The organism is Aequitasia blattaphilus, from assembly GCF_024721305.1.
Classification (GTDB): domain Bacteria; phylum Bacillota; class Clostridia; order Lachnospirales; family Lachnospiraceae; genus Aequitasia; species Aequitasia blattaphila.
In genome coordinates this window covers 26,417-41,026 of the sequence record NZ_JAMXOD010000017.1, presented here as the reverse complement: position 1 = coordinate 41,026, position 14,610 = coordinate 26,417, and the positions used below count along the sequence as shown (strand labels likewise).

The 14,610-nt window shown below is 39.9% G+C and carries 15 protein-coding genes; 2 read left to right on the top strand and 13 right to left on the bottom strand.

Going from position 1 to position 14,610, the window contains the following annotated elements; genetic code table 11:
* Window positions 1-14: 14 nt before the first annotated feature.
* From NHH15_RS11675 to NHH15_RS11630, 10 genes are all read right to left on the bottom strand, one after another.
* Window positions 15-302, bottom strand: a complete 288-nt coding sequence (locus NHH15_RS11675; RefSeq protein WP_262066854.1) for a hypothetical protein — start codon at window positions 300-302, stop codon at window positions 15-17.
* Window positions 303-315: 13 nt separating this feature from the next.
* The gene (locus tag NHH15_RS11670; RefSeq protein ID WP_262066853.1) at window positions 316-603 is read right to left on the bottom strand and encodes a hypothetical protein; all 288 of its coding nucleotides are present in this window, start codon (window positions 601-603) and stop codon (window positions 316-318) included.
* Window positions 593-853 carry a hypothetical protein gene (locus NHH15_RS11665; RefSeq protein ID WP_262066852.1) on the bottom strand — a complete coding sequence of 87 codons (261 nt, stop codon included), beginning with the start codon at window positions 851-853 and terminating at the stop codon, window positions 593-595. The genes NHH15_RS11670 and NHH15_RS11665 overlap by 11 nt, the downstream gene beginning before the upstream one ends.
* Entirely contained in the window at window positions 831-1,232 is a 402-nt protein-coding gene (locus NHH15_RS11660) for a hypothetical protein (RefSeq protein ID WP_262066851.1), read from the bottom strand. The genes NHH15_RS11665 and NHH15_RS11660 overlap by 23 nt, the downstream gene beginning before the upstream one ends.
* 56 nt (window positions 1,233-1,288) lie before the next feature.
* Window positions 1,289-1,567 carry a WXG100 family type VII secretion target gene (locus tag NHH15_RS11655; RefSeq protein ID WP_262066850.1) on the bottom strand — a complete coding sequence of 93 codons (279 nt, stop codon included), beginning with the start codon at window positions 1,565-1,567 and terminating at the stop codon, window positions 1,289-1,291.
* 56 nt (window positions 1,568-1,623) lie between these two features.
* Window positions 1,624-3,921 carry a YhgE/Pip domain-containing protein gene (locus NHH15_RS11650; RefSeq protein WP_262066849.1) on the bottom strand — a complete coding sequence of 766 codons (2,298 nt, stop codon included), beginning with the start codon at window positions 3,919-3,921 and terminating at the stop codon, window positions 1,624-1,626.
* 238 nt (window positions 3,922-4,159) lie between these two features.
* The gene (locus NHH15_RS11645; RefSeq protein ID WP_262066848.1) at window positions 4,160-5,014 is read right to left on the bottom strand and encodes an AraC family transcriptional regulator; all 855 of its coding nucleotides are present in this window, start codon (window positions 5,012-5,014) and stop codon (window positions 4,160-4,162) included.
* Window positions 5,005-7,377 (bottom strand): glycoside hydrolase family 31 protein, encoded by a 2,373-nt coding sequence (locus NHH15_RS11640; RefSeq protein ID WP_262066847.1) that lies wholly within the window; start codon window positions 7,375-7,377, stop codon window positions 5,005-5,007. Before NHH15_RS11640 ends, NHH15_RS11645 begins: the two co-directional genes overlap by 10 nt.
* 7 nt (window positions 7,378-7,384) lie before the next feature.
* Window positions 7,385-8,215 (bottom strand): carbohydrate ABC transporter permease, encoded by an 831-nt coding sequence (locus NHH15_RS11635; RefSeq protein WP_262066846.1) that lies wholly within the window; start codon window positions 8,213-8,215, stop codon window positions 7,385-7,387.
* Window positions 8,215-9,090 (bottom strand): carbohydrate ABC transporter permease, encoded by an 876-nt coding sequence (locus NHH15_RS11630; protein ID WP_262066845.1) that lies wholly within the window; start codon window positions 9,088-9,090, stop codon window positions 8,215-8,217. The genes NHH15_RS11635 and NHH15_RS11630 overlap by 1 nt, the downstream gene beginning before the upstream one ends.
* A 159-nt stretch (window positions 9,091-9,249) precedes the next feature.
* Here NHH15_RS11630 and NHH15_RS11625 point away from each other — a divergent pair, with 159 nt between their 5' ends.
* Both NHH15_RS11625 and NHH15_RS11620 read left to right on the top strand, forming a co-directional pair.
* On the top strand, window positions 9,250-10,986 hold the full coding sequence (locus tag NHH15_RS11625) for a sensor histidine kinase (RefSeq protein WP_262066844.1): 1,737 nt from the start codon (window positions 9,250-9,252) through the stop codon (window positions 10,984-10,986).
* A complete protein-coding gene (locus NHH15_RS11620) occupies window positions 10,970-11,731 on the top strand; it encodes a response regulator transcription factor (protein WP_262066843.1) in 762 nt (253 codons plus the stop codon). Before NHH15_RS11625 ends, NHH15_RS11620 begins: the two co-directional genes overlap by 17 nt.
* A gap of 52 nt (window positions 11,732-11,783) precedes the next feature.
* Here NHH15_RS11620 and NHH15_RS11615 read toward each other — a convergent pair whose 3' ends face one another.
* From NHH15_RS11615 to NHH15_RS11605, 3 genes are all read right to left on the bottom strand, one after another.
* The gene (locus NHH15_RS11615; RefSeq protein WP_262066842.1) at window positions 11,784-13,106 is read right to left on the bottom strand and encodes an ABC transporter substrate-binding protein; all 1,323 of its coding nucleotides are present in this window, start codon (window positions 13,104-13,106) and stop codon (window positions 11,784-11,786) included.
* Between the two features lie 88 nt (window positions 13,107-13,194).
* Window positions 13,195-13,476: a hypothetical protein gene (locus tag NHH15_RS11610; protein ID WP_262066841.1), complete on the bottom strand. Its 282-nt coding sequence runs from the start codon at window positions 13,474-13,476 to the stop codon at window positions 13,195-13,197.
* 3 nt (window positions 13,477-13,479) lie between these two features.
* Window positions 13,480-14,610 carry an aminotransferase class V-fold PLP-dependent enzyme gene (locus NHH15_RS11605; protein WP_262066840.1) on the bottom strand — a complete coding sequence of 377 codons (1,131 nt, stop codon included), beginning with the start codon at window positions 14,608-14,610 and terminating at the stop codon, window positions 13,480-13,482.

Below are 14,610 nucleotides of genomic sequence, written 5' to 3'. Positions count from 1 at the left end.
CTCTTTCCCTCTTCCTATTTCATACTCTTTGCACCGGAAGCATCAAACTTCTTAAACTCATTGGACGCAAATAGCACACTTGTTGAAAATCTCTGCAAAAAAGTAGCGACTTCTGTCATCATTCTTTTCTCGGCTCTTTGCAGTTCTTTCAGTGCATCAGCTTCTTCACCACGGGATATACTGAAATATCCGATTAATTGATTATAGATTCCATTGATTTCTGATTGTTCCGATGCCAGGCTTGCACGGAGCGAGCTAATCACTGCTTCTATTTCTTCATAATTTACATTCAAATTTCCCATTTTTATCCCTCCATTAACAGATAGAATCGCATTCGTCAATTGATCTTTGAAAACTGTCTACTACTTCCTCATGTGTGTGATATACATTTTCCAGTTGTCCCTTTAATCGATTCAATTCTCCTATAACTCGCTGTATCTGAGGTGTAATCTTCTCTGTATCAAATGCTGCTCCTGGGCCATTTAGACCACCAATTTGGGATATTGCATTCTCCACTAAAGAAACACTATTGTTATGTGCACTTTTTAGGCTTTGTACCACGTTTGCATATTCTTCTTCACTTAATCCTACTTTATTCGCCATATTCTCCTCCCTTTTCCTCCACTACCAGGATGGCTCCCGTGTATATACCGGCCTCCTCATAAGTTTCTCTTATATCGACTTGTCTTCCTGTTTCCTTTATTCGTACTGTTTCTATATTTGATAAGGGTATAAACCCTTTTCTATTCTCATTTAATACCCCAAGGGTCGTCTTCATTCGCTGTTCTTGATTTACTCTTATATCAATTTTGTTTTCTCTTGTTGGAACCTCAATGGTTATCTTGATATTCATGGCTCTTTTTACCCTTCTTTAGTCGTTTATCGATTAAGTATAGAATTCCACCTGTCAATAAGGCTCCTAATAGAGCGAATCCAAGATTCTCTGTCAAGCTTCTTCCCTCTACTTCTGCAATTGATTCTTCCTTTACGATGCCCACCGTCTCTGCCCGCATTACTCTCTGAAAGGTGGCTTCTGTTTCCGTTTTCTTTGTTCCCTCAAACACCTGATGCATCTGAGCTGTCTTTTCTTCTTTTTCTTCTCTTTTCTTTCGCTTTACAGCTTCCTGGAATTCTTCGCTAAACACAGGGTAACCGTACTGACTCCCGAGAGACGTCGTTGTACTTCCCTGCTTTTCAATTACTTCCAAATCCAATTCAAACTCTGTTTCCATATCTTTCCCTTTCAAAAAAGAGGCTGTACTATTAAAAATACAGCCCTCTCTTTATGTTACATCTGACCTGCCATGTCCACATCAGCACCTCGGAAGTTATCAGAGATTTTCTGCATTTGCTCGGACATTTCACGAATAAGTTCACGCACTTCGTTTAAGGTCTTGCTTGCTTCGTTGTATTGCTCTACGTAACGATCACAAGTATCTGCCTCCCAAATATCCGGTAAGCCATTTACCACACTTGTCATAGTACCAATACAAGATTCAAAAGTATCACCTTGCTCGCTTAATGTTCTTGACGCATACGCCAGAGCATCATAATCCACTCTTAACATGTCTTTTCCTCCTAATTTTTTTTATAACGAAACACATAATTGTGTTGTTACCTTGATTAAAATTCTTCATTTTCCTTTGGTTTCTTGCTGATTTTATAAATCCCCCCACCCATCAAAATGAGTGCTACAGCCACAGCCAATAGTATAAGTAACGTGTTGCTTTGGCCTTCCTGTACTTGGTTTCCAGTACTTGTTCCAGTTGCGGCACCCATCGATTTCTTCTCTACTTCTTTCGGTACATCCTGACTCTCTGATTGATTGATAAGCACAACAGGTTCTGCTATAAAATCATAGACTTCCTTGTTCTCGATTTCACCGATTCGGGAATAGGGAAAGCGCGTGGTAAAATCACTGAGAACAATACTATTCGCTCGATTGCTCTCTTTTCTGGAAGCTTTCGCTCCTGCTAAACCATCCTCTAACTTTTCTTCTGATTTCTCTTGCCCTTCACGGATATTCTCCTGAAGCTTCGTGACCTGGTCACCTGTACTTGTTAACACAGCTGAAACATAAGTTTCATATTCTTTGTTTTGCTCTCCAATGGCTTTTTCCATATCTCCCTGATTTCCATTCAAGCTGCTCATGTGTCCATTAATTTCACTACTGTCTATGTAAGAAAGCAAATCGAATTTCTCCAAATTCCCAGTTAATACATTGTAACTTTCCTTCTGGTTATCAAACCCTTCCGCCAATTCATTTTCTTTTGTCTTTACATTTTGAATCTGTGGTGTTAATGCCGCCAAAGTGCTTCTTCCATTATTTCCAATTTCGACTCCATAATTTACAACGCCATCAATTTTCCCACTTAGTTCGTCCTCTTTTACACGGACCTGTGCTCCTGGCCAGCTAGGAAGACTTTCCATTGTTGGTTTCGTTATATTTATTTCTATACTTGCCGGCACATCTGGAGGTGTAATTGGTTCTGGTGGTACTTCGTGCACTTCTGTTGGTGCTTCAATCTCACTTCCATACTCATCTGTTGGTTTCGGAATTTCCGGGATGCTTGGCATCACTGGCCAACCAATAGCATCAGTACCTAACACATAGTATTCTATAGCGTCTTCTCTCGTTTCCTCTGGCTCGTCTGCAAACACTTCGTAATTATCCATTAACCGATTTACAATGGCCGCTTCTAAATCGGCCTGATAAGTGTCCAATTCGGCCTGATAGATACCCATATTTACTTGATAAGCTTCAATCGAAGCCTGATAAGCCTTTACGCTCTTCTCATAATCCTCTACTGCATCTTTATAGGCGGTTACTGCATCTACATATTCTGTGATTTTATCGGTCTCTTCAATCCAGTTTTCCTGATGCTCTTCCATCTGTCCTTTTGAATAGGCCTCCAGTCTCGTCCCCTCTTCATCCGTCACTTGAAAATCTGTTTCCAGCTCTTCAATAAGAGTCTTATAGTTCTGGATCTGTACATCTGCTTTGTCCTGCTCTTTTTTAATCTCTGTATTCTTCGCCAAGACATTAGCATTATAAGAGGATATATCAGTTTTTGCTTCCTGAGACAGACTTTCAAGCTTTACCTTCTCTTCTTCGCTGGTGTCTGCAAAACTATCTGGCAGCGTTCCAACCTCGCCTTGTAAATTACTGAGACGCGCTTCTACATCGTTTAATGTTCCTGTCGTCACCTCGGAAAGCTTCCGGATTTCATCCACTCCCATATTCCCTTCCCTTAAAAATTTTTCATAGGAAGCATCAATCTGATCCACATCACTTTGACTCTTTGCATAATAGGTCTCTAAGTTCAGCGGTGGAATATTCTTATCTACACGCTCCATTACGGGAATCACTATGGTGTCTCTTAAATCATATCCCCTAATTCCGTCTAACGTGTCCAAATCTCTTTGATCTCGTGCCATCAACGCACTGGAGGAATCTTGAATTTGATGAACTTCTTTTAGTATTGAGGAGGTATAAACCTGACTTAAGTTTCTACTAAAAGATTGATAGATCTCATATACCTCGGCAATTGCTTCTTCTCTTTCTTCTCCATGAAGTGTTGGTGCGATTGCATAGGTAAGATTGGATTTCTCCGGCTTTGTATTCAGCGAATTCACATGACTCGAAAAGGTATTTGGAATAATCAGATAACCCAGATAACTCCCCTCTTCGGTTCCTCTTCTTGCATCCTCCAGCCCAGTTACACTGATGTCCTTTCCTAAAAGATTTAAAAGGCTGCTGCCATAATTTTGTAACACCCCACCTGTCACAATTCCTTCATCCAAGTTCACCACTGCAAGCTTTAATATTTCTTTTGCCTCTGCTGCAGGTTCCTTTAACCCAGACGCCAATAGCATACTAAAGCATAGCGTAATGACTACTGCCGACCATACTCTCTTCATCCTTTTTCTCCTCTCTCAAAACAAAAAATTTCCTTCAATACTCTTTGTATATCATATATTCTGCAAATTTTATCCGTCACTTTTTAAATATATTCTATCTTCATAGTAATGTCAACAAATTATTTTATCCATATATTCTTTATTTTTTTCTATTTGGTTTTTTTTTCATATATTTCGTTTTATTACACTAAAATAAGGAAAGAGTTATACTCCTTCCTTATCATTCTAAAATCCTATACTATTGTCGCTCTGCTCCCGGCGCAATCCCAAAAATTTTGCGGTACAGCTTATAAAAATTAGCAATACTGGATACGCCACATCTTTGAGAGATATCCAATATATTGTAGTTTGTTTCTTTCAATAATTCTTTTGCCTTCTCCATCCGCAGGCCGGTCACGTATTCCTGGAAATTCTGACCCATCGTCTTCTTGAAAAAGCCTGAAAAGTAGTTGGGAGACATGCAGACTAAAGATGCCACTTCTTCCAGGGTCACTTTATTTTCATAATTATTTCGAATGTAACAAATCGCCTGCTCTATTCGGTGTATGTCTTCCCCTGCATCCTTCTTTGTGCCTCCTTGAACCTGCCGGTAATGACGCACCATAATCGTAAGAAGCCTTAAAATATCTGCCTTAATCATAAGAGAGCTTCCAGGCTGCTGAAGAATGAATTCTTCCAAAATCTCCTCCATCATCACCTTCATTTCCGACACAAAAGGTTCTTCCTTGGAAATTTTGTTCTTAAAATTACTTCCTCGTTTCAAAAAAGGGATAAGATATTCCAAATCCATCGCATTCATACTCTCGTTTATAATTCTTGGTGAAAAAGTCAGAATCATCAACTCCAACTCCTCTGCTTCAAGCTCCCAGTAATGAGACTCCATATGATTAAATATAATCATATCTCCCGATGAAACGAAATAAGCATTTCCGTTTACGTAATAAGTTGCCTCTCCCTTTTCGATATAAGTAATTTCCATAAAATCATGCCAATGAGAAATTGGTGTCACCTGCATCTTTCTTCTCTTTTCCTTATACCGCTGTATCTCTACCGGAAATTCCTTCGGCAGCTCCTTTTGATCTTTTACAAGCATACGTCTATCGCCTCTCCCTGATAAATAAACTCACTTTTCGCTTCCTTTAAGATTGCTACACACTTCCTATTTACTAGTCCATTTTCAAATCGATGCTTTGCTTCCCCAATTGTAAGAATACTCTCGGCATCATTCCATTTCATTGGTATTGCATTGTAGATGCCCTCTTCATACGCGTACCCGTCCCCAGCATCCTCATAGTATAAAAACTCTGCGTCCGCCCCCTCATAGATGTGAATTTCAAAGGGTGTATCCACTTTTTCCGTTGCATAAGTCAATCCCACCTCCATCGGAAGGATTGCTCCACTTCTTACAAATGCCGGAACCTGTCCCAAAGGAGCGGATACCGAAATCACCTGTCCTCCCTCGTACTTCTCTCCCGTGAAAAGATGGGTCCATTGACAGCTCTTTGGGAGATAACATTCCCATTTTTCATCTTTTTCTAGTGATTTTGTAACTGGACAAACCAAAATATTTCGTCCCAGCAAAAAAGTATCGCTTCTTTGTGCCGCCTCTTTGTCGTGAGGAAAATCAAAAAGTAAACTGCGAAGCATGGTCTCATGATTGAAATGTACTCCTCCTGCCAAAGAGTAAATATAAGGCATCAATCGATATCTCATTCTGATAATGGATGCTATGGAATCGTAAAACAGATCACCCTTCTCACCAAAGTTCCAGATTTCCCGCGGTGTATCTGTACCGTGAGAACGAAACATCGGAAGAAATAGAGCATATCCTAACCATCGCACATACAATTCACGATAGGCCGGATCGGCAACTCCTTCTTCATAGTCTCCCTGCCAAAACCACTTAGGTGTAGAATCCGTATTACAATTGCAGCCTCTGTTTTTCCACTTTTCATGTACTGTAAAAAAACCTCCTACGTCCAGTGTCCAATAAGGAATCCCACTCATTGCCATATTAAGACCTTCCCTTATTTGCCTTTGAAGGGTGTCCCATGTTGCAGTGATATCCCCAGACCAAAGAACAGCACCGTATTTTTGAATGGAAGCGTAGCCAGATCTTGTTAAATTTAGCACTCGTTTCTCTTTCTTTTCTTTTCTTTGATTCTCATATATTCCTTTGCTATGAAGTGTGGCATAAAAGTTTGCCTTTTCTGTCCCCAGAAACTTCTTATGCTCTTCTCCTACCAATTGAAAACGTTCCCAGGGTTCTCTTAAAAACTCTCCATTCCAGTCCGGACCTGAAAATGGCTCCGTAGAATCACACCACCATGCATCAAAGCCTCCGCTAAAAAGTTCTTCGTTTGCCTGTTGCCAATAAAGAGTTCTCCCTTCTTCCTTAAAAGCATCATAGGTTGACAGGTCATTCAAAAGACATCCTGCCTTTTTCATCTGGGCATAATTTTCGGTTCCCGAATTCGTATTTGGCCAAACAGAAACCATAGAGTGCACATTCATGTCATGAAGCTTTTGATTCATCTCACTTAAGTTGGGATAACGTTCTTTATCAACTTTTTTATTTCCCCATTTCCCCTCCTCCCATGTGTTCCAATCCTGAACGATTAAATCAAGAGGGATATTTCTCTTTCGATACTCTGCTGCCACCTCAAGAACTTCTTTCTGCGTGTGATAAGCTTCTTTGGACTGCACATAACCAAAAGCATACTTGGGCAGCATAGAAGCCCTTCCTGTAAGTTCCCGGTATCCTGCAATCACTTCATCCATCTCCGTCCCTGCAATAAAGTAGTAATCTAACTGACGGATGGCATCCAGATACATATAGCTCCCTCTTTCATCATCATTAAAATACATCAAACTTGTAGTATCAAAAAGAATTCCATATTGATTAGATGATACAAAAAAAGGCATAGGGATTCGCATATTATGTTGATAGAGGTACTGCGTTTTTCCTCTATAATTATAAATCCCTTCTTCTCCTTGTCCCAATCCGTGAATCGATTCCTCCTCTTGAAACTTGAATTTGAGTTTCCCTTTATAAATACTTCCCTTTATTTCTTCTCTTAAATTCCTCACGAAGTTTCGTTCACCGTCTACCGTCTGTACCGTTTCAATATCCGGCTCTTCTCCTCCTGTGGTATACACTGCCAGAGGGATTTCTCTTAGTTCTTTTCCATCTTCCTCAAGAAGCATTTTCCCGGAACCTTTCTCCTTCCATGTGAAGATTCCAGTCGCTTTCTCGATTTCCAGAAAAATTCTTTTCGTCTGCACATAGAATTTCTCTTCCTCTTCCTGTACCATCAGTGGTACCCCTTCGCCTCTTTCAATTCCGATTGGTGACAAATCCTCTTCTTCTCTCTTTGTACAGACACAGCGGATGATATTTTCCTGCACCCCATATAAACGAAAGCTTCCCTTTAACGTATCTATTTTTATTTTCATACTTCACCTAACCCTTCACAGCACCGGCAGTTGATCCGCCTACAATATACTTCTGGCAAATAATATACATCGCAATTACCGGCAGACACGTAAGAAGGATATCCGCACAGATTAGATTCCAGCTCTTTTCAAACTGTCCGAAGAAATTGTAAATTGCTAAAGTCATCGGCCATTTTTCAGAAGAATTCAAAAAATAAAGTGGCATTACAAACTCATTCCACGTATTCAAAAAACATAGGACTGCTGCCGTAATCAGACTCGGCTTTAAGAGGGGTAAAATAATATTAAAGAACAAACGAATCGGACCACACCCATCGATAATCGCCGCCTCATCCAAATCTGTGGGAATCTTTGATACAAACCCATAAAGGAGAAATACCGTAAAGGGCAATTGAATCGCTCCATACAGCAAAATAATCCCCGGCATTGTATTATTCAAATGGGTCACCTGCATTACCTTCATCAGTGCCACATAATTAATCGGTATTACAATCCCCAAAACAAGATACATGTATATGGCATTCATTGCTTTTCCACGTCTTCTGGAAAAAACATAGGCCGCCATTGAGCCTAATATTACGGTAATAACCGTTGCACTGCTGGCATAAACCAAACTATTCAAAAAACTTCTTCCCAGCTTTCCTTTTTCAATAACAGTAGAAAAGTTTTCTAGTGTAATGTTCTTTGGCAAGGCAAATGTCATGGTAAAACATTCCTCTGCCGGTTTAAATGCATTGATTACAATCAGTGTTAATGGAATAAGCATAATCAATGAAATAATCCATGCTAAAATATTCTTAAGTCCATAGTTTACAATCTTTTTATGTCTTGCATTCATTATTCGACCACCTCATCCTTCGTCAGTATTTTAATCATAAAGAAACCAATTATCACCATAAACACAAACATTACGGAACTGATTGTTGTTCCCTCGGCATAGAGGCCTTGAGAGAATTGTTTGAACACAGCCGTGTACATTACTTCTGTTTTGTGCCCCGGTCCTCCATTCGTCAAAACATAGACCAAATCAAAGACCTTCAATCCGTATAAAACATTTAACACGATTGTCACGGCAAGAGTGGGCTTAAGCATTGGAAAAGTAATGCTCTTAAACTTCTGAAACCCACTTGCCCCATCAATACTTGCAGCTTCATAGTAAACATTTGGTATTGCAAGGATTCCTACAATCAGAATGGTCATAATATATCCCGTTCCTCTCCAAATATCCACTCCCATCACAGACCCAAATGCAATTGCTGGGTCGGTAAGCCATTTTTGTGTGAAAGATTCTAATCCTATCCCTCTTAATAATTCATTTAAAAATCCTGTTTTGGGATTTAAAATGGAAGTAAATACCAAGCCCACAATTAAAACAGAAAGAACGGAGGGCATATACATAACACCTCTATGAAAGTTCTTTGCCTTTACATTTCGGCTGAGAGCCAACGCTAAAAGTAATCCCAGTCCCGTTTTCGCCACCGTCGTTACACCGGTAAACAATAACGTGTTTTTGATATATCCCAAGTAATTATCGTCTGCACTAAACACTTTTTTAAAGTTATCCAGCCCCACAAAATTCACCTCTTTGGAATATGCTGACCAATCCGTAAAGGAATATCCAATTCCAATAATTCCCGGCACCACACACAGAGCCGTATAGAGCAAGATTGCTCCCAGAGCAAAGTACCATGGATAAAGTTTCGATTTTTTCAATTTCCATTCCTCCCATTTCTTATATTTGAATCAATTCTACCTCTGCCATCCCTTAATTTACATGCAATTCCCATTCCACTTTATGTATATTTTTAACCATTCACCCATAGATATTTTTGAATATGGTATACTTTATCTATGAATAAAACAGGAGGAAACATGATGGCAAAAGGACCCAAAAGCATTCAAAGCATTTTGAAATCCACCTTGCTTGTAAGCATGGTTTTTCTTATCGTGCTTTTTACCTGCGTCTTTTCTCTTATGGAATATACCAGTCAGAAGAACTTCTTAGAAAGTGAAATGCAGCGCACCTGTAACGCCATAGCTAAAGACATCGACTTACAACTCCAACAACTGGATACGGTCTGTCTCAATACCATTAATTCCACTTCCATGAAAGATAGCTTTTCGAATTACATGAACAGTGCTGACTCATCTTCCTACGAAATCAGTCTTTTTCGGAATGAGCTGTCCAATGTCCTTATATCAATTCGTGGTGTTGATACTTCTATCCGTCAGATTAACGTTTTTAATACAGATGGAGAAGGATTTGGTGCCGGAAATTATACCGGTTCTCTTCAGACAAATGTAGACAAGCTTCCCTGGTTTGATGCAGCCACAAAGGCGCAAGGTCTTCGTTATTATCCCGGAGCCCGGAAAAACCAGATTTATTCCGAAGGAGTTGGAACCAATGAGAATCGGTATTATTTTTCCCTGGTTCGCATGTTTTACGGTGACTACCATACCCCCAAAGGCTACGTAGAAGTATTGAAGTATTATGATATTCTCTTCCACCGTGCTTATGAACCTGAAACCAACTATCCTATTAATGTAACCATATATGACGAAAACAAGAAGATTGTTTTTCCCCTTGACCCCTCCAAAGAACAGGAGGATTGTCAGCTTTACTATGCAACAACAGATTATTCAGACCTCACTGTAGTTACAGCAATTCCCTCCAGAGAGTTTTTCTCTACAATTTATCAGAAATTATTGCCTATTTTGATCATATTAATTTCCGGAGTGGCTGCTTGTTACTTTATTTCAAAAATACTTTCCAAACGATTAAGTGCTCCGATTAAAAACATTTACCGTCAACTGCAACGGCCTGAGTTTAATGAGCACTTTGAGGAGATTGCATTAGAGGACTCCCATATTATTGAGATTGAAAAGCTTAAAAATGCGTTGAATGATTCTCTTACCTTCCGACAAGAAAGCATGAACTCAATGATGCTTCTAAAAGAACAGGAACTTCAGGCACAGATGCTTGCTTTTCAATCACAGATGAATCCCCACTTTCTCTACAATTCACTGAATACCATTAGTGCAATGATTGAAGAAGGGTTATACCCGGAGACGATTCAGATGAGTCGAGATATTACCTCTATTCTCCGCTATATCTCCTCCAATAAGGAACAGACCTCTTCTCTGGAAGAGGAATTGGAACATTGCGAATTATATTTAAAATGCATAAAGCTGCGCTACGCCGATATCCTTTCCTATTCCTTCCATGTGTGTGATGACATCTTAGATTTACAGGTTCCAAAGCTCTGTATTCAGCTTCTGGTTGAAAATGCCTGTAAGTTCACATCCGAAACGCTCCCTCCCTGGCACATCTCTATTGAAGGAGAGATAAAGGATGGATTCTGGTATGTGGATGTAAAGGATAACGGACCCGGATTTGATGATAATACTTCCCTTCGATTACGGAAAAAGATGGATGAGATATTAGCCAACGGCTTACTTCCAAGCCTTGAGCTTGATGGAATGGGGATTCTAAATGTTTTTATCCGCTTATATCTTTTGTATGGCATTGACTTTGTATTTGATTTTGGAAATTTAGAGAACGGTGGTGCCGTTGTCAGAATAGGGGGACCTTATGAAGAAAATCAGTAATTACAATATCCTTCTTGTAGAAGATGAACCGCTTATTTTAAAATCCTTAGAGCGGCATATTAACTCCCTGGAAACTTGCTTTAAGGTCGTCGGAAAAAGTTCAAATGGTGTTGAGGCTATTGATTTTTTAAATCATGAAAATGTCCATGTGGTCATTACCGATATCCGCATGCCCCTTATGGATGGTTTGACTCTTGCCCAGACGATTCATGAACGCTTTCCTCATATTTTAACCATTATTATGAGTGGATATGCAGACTTTGAGTATGCCAGAAAAGCATTGAAATATCATGTATTTGAATATTTGCTAAAGCCATTAAATCCAGAGGAGTTAGAAGATTGTCTCAACAAAGTACGGGTTCACCTGGATGATTCCTTCTCGATTGAAGAAGATGTATCCTTGGGGCGTGATACCCAGCGAATCGTAGAATATGCTGCTCTTTATCTACGGGAACATTATATGGAAGCAATTGATTTTTCAACCGTATCCATCAACATGGGATTTAGTTCCGCCTATCTGACAAAACTCTTCAATCGGTACATTGGAGAATCTCCCCTTAAATATCTCACGAACATAAGAATTAATGAGGCAAAGCATCTCCTGATTAATACCTCCTTACCAATACAAAAGGTAGGGGAAAAGGTGGGCTATCCTGACCAGTTCCATTTCAGTAAGACCTTTCGGAAGCTTACCGGTGTAAACCCCACCTGCTACCGCAAAGAACAGACCGCAAAAAATAGTTAATTTAAAAAGGCGCTTCACATCAAATATATAATGTGAAACGCCTTTTCCTATCTTACCAGGCTTCATCACCTGCTGCTTCCGCCTGTGTTGCTCTTCTGTCATCAATTCCTTTTAACACTTGTTCCGGTGTCATATCTTCAATAAACATGGATACCATGTCTTGTCCAATTTCCATCCATTGAGGATTTAAGTACTTAATTGAATCCTGAAAAACCACTCCTCTTTTGTCGAAGGATTCTAAGAACTTTTCGGTCTCTTCACTGTATGCCGGAGTTTGTCCTGCATCGTAAGGGAGGTTTTCAACTCTTGGTTCATTATCAATCATAGATTGTATGCTATCTTTTTTCGTAATATACTCAAGGTACTGCTTTGCTTCCTCTGCATTTTCAGATCCAGAATAAATAAATCTGGATGGTCCACAAGGATGCTCATTTAATACGTCATTATCCAGTACAGGATAAAGGAAGAATCCAAAATCCTCTTCTGTATAAGCCCCCTCTGACGCTGCGACAATTTCGGCTATTGCTCCTGCTTTACAGGCACTCATTGCAAATTCACCACTGCCCAGGTAAGTACCCATATCTGAAAATTCGTCAGATAGATAATTGTCTCCGAAATATCCCTTTTGTGCCAAACCATTTACTTGCTCTAATACTTTCTTGAATTCATTGGTTTCGGCGAAGGTTGTTTTATTGTTATTTAAATCATCTACAATATTGGGAACCAGTTCCTCGTATTTTCCACCGATTTCACAGAACCACATTACGTGATGCCACCCATCCCCAACCGGTTGATAGAATGGAGTAATCCCTGCATCTAAAAGAGTCTGACAAGCGCTTTCAAATTCAGAGAAGCTCTTTGGTACTTCTAGATTGTTTTCTTGAAACAGCTTCTTATTATATACAATGTAATAGTCTGTTGTAGTGTCATAGAAGGTTGCTCCATACACCTTCCCGTCTACAGAAGTTTGCTCCTTCGCAAATTCATCATAGTACTCTACCCATGGTTGATCGGATAAATCCATCGCATTATCCTGAATTTTGTACTGAGATACTAAGTCAAAGCTTCCGGATTGTCCACCGAATATATCCGGACCTTCCCCACTGTTTAGCTTTGTCATCAAAAGATTATAATACTGATCTGCCGGTACAATCTGATAATCAACCTTTATCCCCGTCTCTTCTTCAAATTGCTTGCCTAGCTCCATCTCTGCATCATATACCCAGTCCTGACTTGCCATAATCGAAATCGTCTTTCCCTTTTTGCTGTCCTTTTTCTCTCCATTATCTGCTTCCCCGCTCTTATTGCTGCATCCTGCAATTACAGCGGCGGTCATGGAAAGAATCATACATACCGCAACAATTCTTTTCTTCATATCTCGTTCCTCCCTTTGTGGTTTTTTCCATCATACCAACTCTTCTCCCAAAACTACATGTAAGATTCTTCCAAGTTTTTGTCACTTTTTAACCATTAATATCTTGGACAATATTCTCCACCAACTCCTCGTAGTCTTTATGGATGGCCAGCCGAAAGAAAGGTTCCCCCTTCATCCCCTTTAGTAAATAGTTAGAAGACTCAACCTTAAAGAAAGGTTTCTTAAGCATTGGCATATAAAGCAGTGAACCGAACCTTTTCAGGTTCTTGATAAATTCTTCGTCTATGTCTTCATCCAGCAAAATATCATACGCATACCATCCTGCTTCCGTACACCGTTCTTTTGATTCTGTTTTTCCAATTACTTTCATACGTCACCCCATGCTCCTTACAATATCTTTTATTGCGCTTAAAAAAGCTTCCACATCATCCTCCGTTGTGAGATCTGAAATGCTCACTCGACAAGTACCCTTTGCTTCACTTCCAATGTATTGATGAATTAAAGGTGCACAGTGTAAACCTGCCCGGATTACAATATTGTATCCATTTTGAAGAATATAAGCAACATCCGATGGGTTTAGTCCATTGATATTAAAACTCAGTACAGGACCTTTGTTTGTCTGATGGCTTCCATACAAGGTGATTTCTTCTATGATAGCGAGTCTTTCGTAAATCTCCCTAAGCAGCCCCTGCTCTTTGATTTTAATATTTTCAATTCCACGCTCCAACACATAGGAAACCCCTTCATTTAATGCAATGATTCCCGGAGTATTCTGCGTACCCACCTCGTATTCATAGGGAGGCTCATAATAGATAATCCGGCTGCTGTCCAGTCCTGTGCCTCCATAGAGAAGAGGCTTTAATGCAATCTCCTCCCGGAGATAATAACCTCCCATTCCCTGACTTCCAAACAAGCTTTTGTGTCCGGTAAAGATAAGTCCATCAACTCCCCACTCATCCACATTAATCGGGATACAGCCTGCGCTTTGCGATGCATCAAGAATCAGAAGGACTCCTTTTTCATGGGCAATCCGACTGATTGCTTCCACGTCCTGTATCATCCCTGTAACATTGGAACAGTGATTTAGAAACACTGCTTTCGTATCTTCTTTGATTCCTTTCTCAATTTCCTTTGGATCTACCCGGCCTTTTCCATCACATCCCACTATTGTCGTATACTTTTTGCCTTCCTTCCGATTCAAAAGAGGACGCAAAATGCTATTGTGCTCCGTTGCCGTTGTTACCACATGCTTTTGCAGGAAATCCATTCCATGAATCAAGACATTCGAAGCTTCTGTGGCTCCCGAAGCAAAGAAAATGCGGCTGTCTTTTTCGATTCCAAAAAGCTTCCCTAAATTTTCTCTACACGTATCAAAAATGTCTTTTTCCGCTGTAAGACTGCTTCTGTACTGCCCCACAGGAGGAGCAGATAGTGAGGCAGCGTGTGCTATTTGCACACGCTGTGGTTTTGGATAAGAAGTTGCAGCCTGATTTAAATAAATCAT

What these genes read in the sequence shown, in the direction of transcription:
- NHH15_RS11675 (WP_262066854.1), bottom strand. Translation starts at nt 302, where the DNA reads ATGGGAAATTTGAATGTAAATTATGAAGAAATAGAAGCAGTGATTAGC.
- NHH15_RS11670 (WP_262066853.1), bottom strand. Translation starts at nt 603, where the DNA reads ATGGCGAATAAAGTAGGATTAAGTGAAGAAGAATATGCAAACGTGGTA.
- NHH15_RS11665 (WP_262066852.1), bottom strand. Translation starts at nt 853, where the DNA reads ATGAATATCAAGATAACCATTGAGGTTCCAACAAGAGAAAACAAAATT.
- NHH15_RS11660 (WP_262066851.1), bottom strand. Translation starts at nt 1,232, where the DNA reads ATGGAAACAGAGTTTGAATTGGATTTGGAAGTAATTGAAAAGCAGGGA.
- NHH15_RS11655 (WP_262066850.1), bottom strand. Translation starts at nt 1,567, where the DNA reads ATGTTAAGAGTGGATTATGATGCTCTGGCGTATGCGTCAAGAACATTA.
- NHH15_RS11650 (WP_262066849.1), bottom strand. Translation starts at nt 3,921, where the DNA reads ATGAAGAGAGTATGGTCGGCAGTAGTCATTACGCTATGCTTTAGTATG.
- NHH15_RS11645 (WP_262066848.1), bottom strand. Translation starts at nt 5,014, where the DNA reads ATGCTTGTAAAAGATCAAAAGGAGCTGCCGAAGGAATTTCCGGTAGAG.
- NHH15_RS11640 (WP_262066847.1), bottom strand. Translation starts at nt 7,377, where the DNA reads ATGAAAATAAAAATAGATACGTTAAAGGGAAGCTTTCGTTTATATGGG.
- NHH15_RS11635 (WP_262066846.1), bottom strand. Translation starts at nt 8,215, where the DNA reads ATGAATGCAAGACATAAAAAGATTGTAAACTATGGACTTAAGAATATT.
- NHH15_RS11625 (WP_262066844.1), top strand. Translation starts at nt 9,250, where the DNA reads ATGATGGCAAAAGGACCCAAAAGCATTCAAAGCATTTTGAAATCCACC.
- NHH15_RS11620 (WP_262066843.1), top strand. Translation starts at nt 10,970, where the DNA reads ATGAAGAAAATCAGTAATTACAATATCCTTCTTGTAGAAGATGAACCG.
- NHH15_RS11615 (WP_262066842.1), bottom strand. Translation starts at nt 13,106, where the DNA reads ATGAAGAAAAGAATTGTTGCGGTATGTATGATTCTTTCCATGACCGCC.
- NHH15_RS11610 (WP_262066841.1), bottom strand. Translation starts at nt 13,476, where the DNA reads ATGAAAGTAATTGGAAAAACAGAATCAAAAGAACGGTGTACGGAAGCA.
- NHH15_RS11605 (WP_262066840.1), bottom strand. Translation starts at nt 14,610, where the DNA reads ATGATTTATTTAAATCAGGCTGCAACTTCTTATCCAAAACCACAGCGT.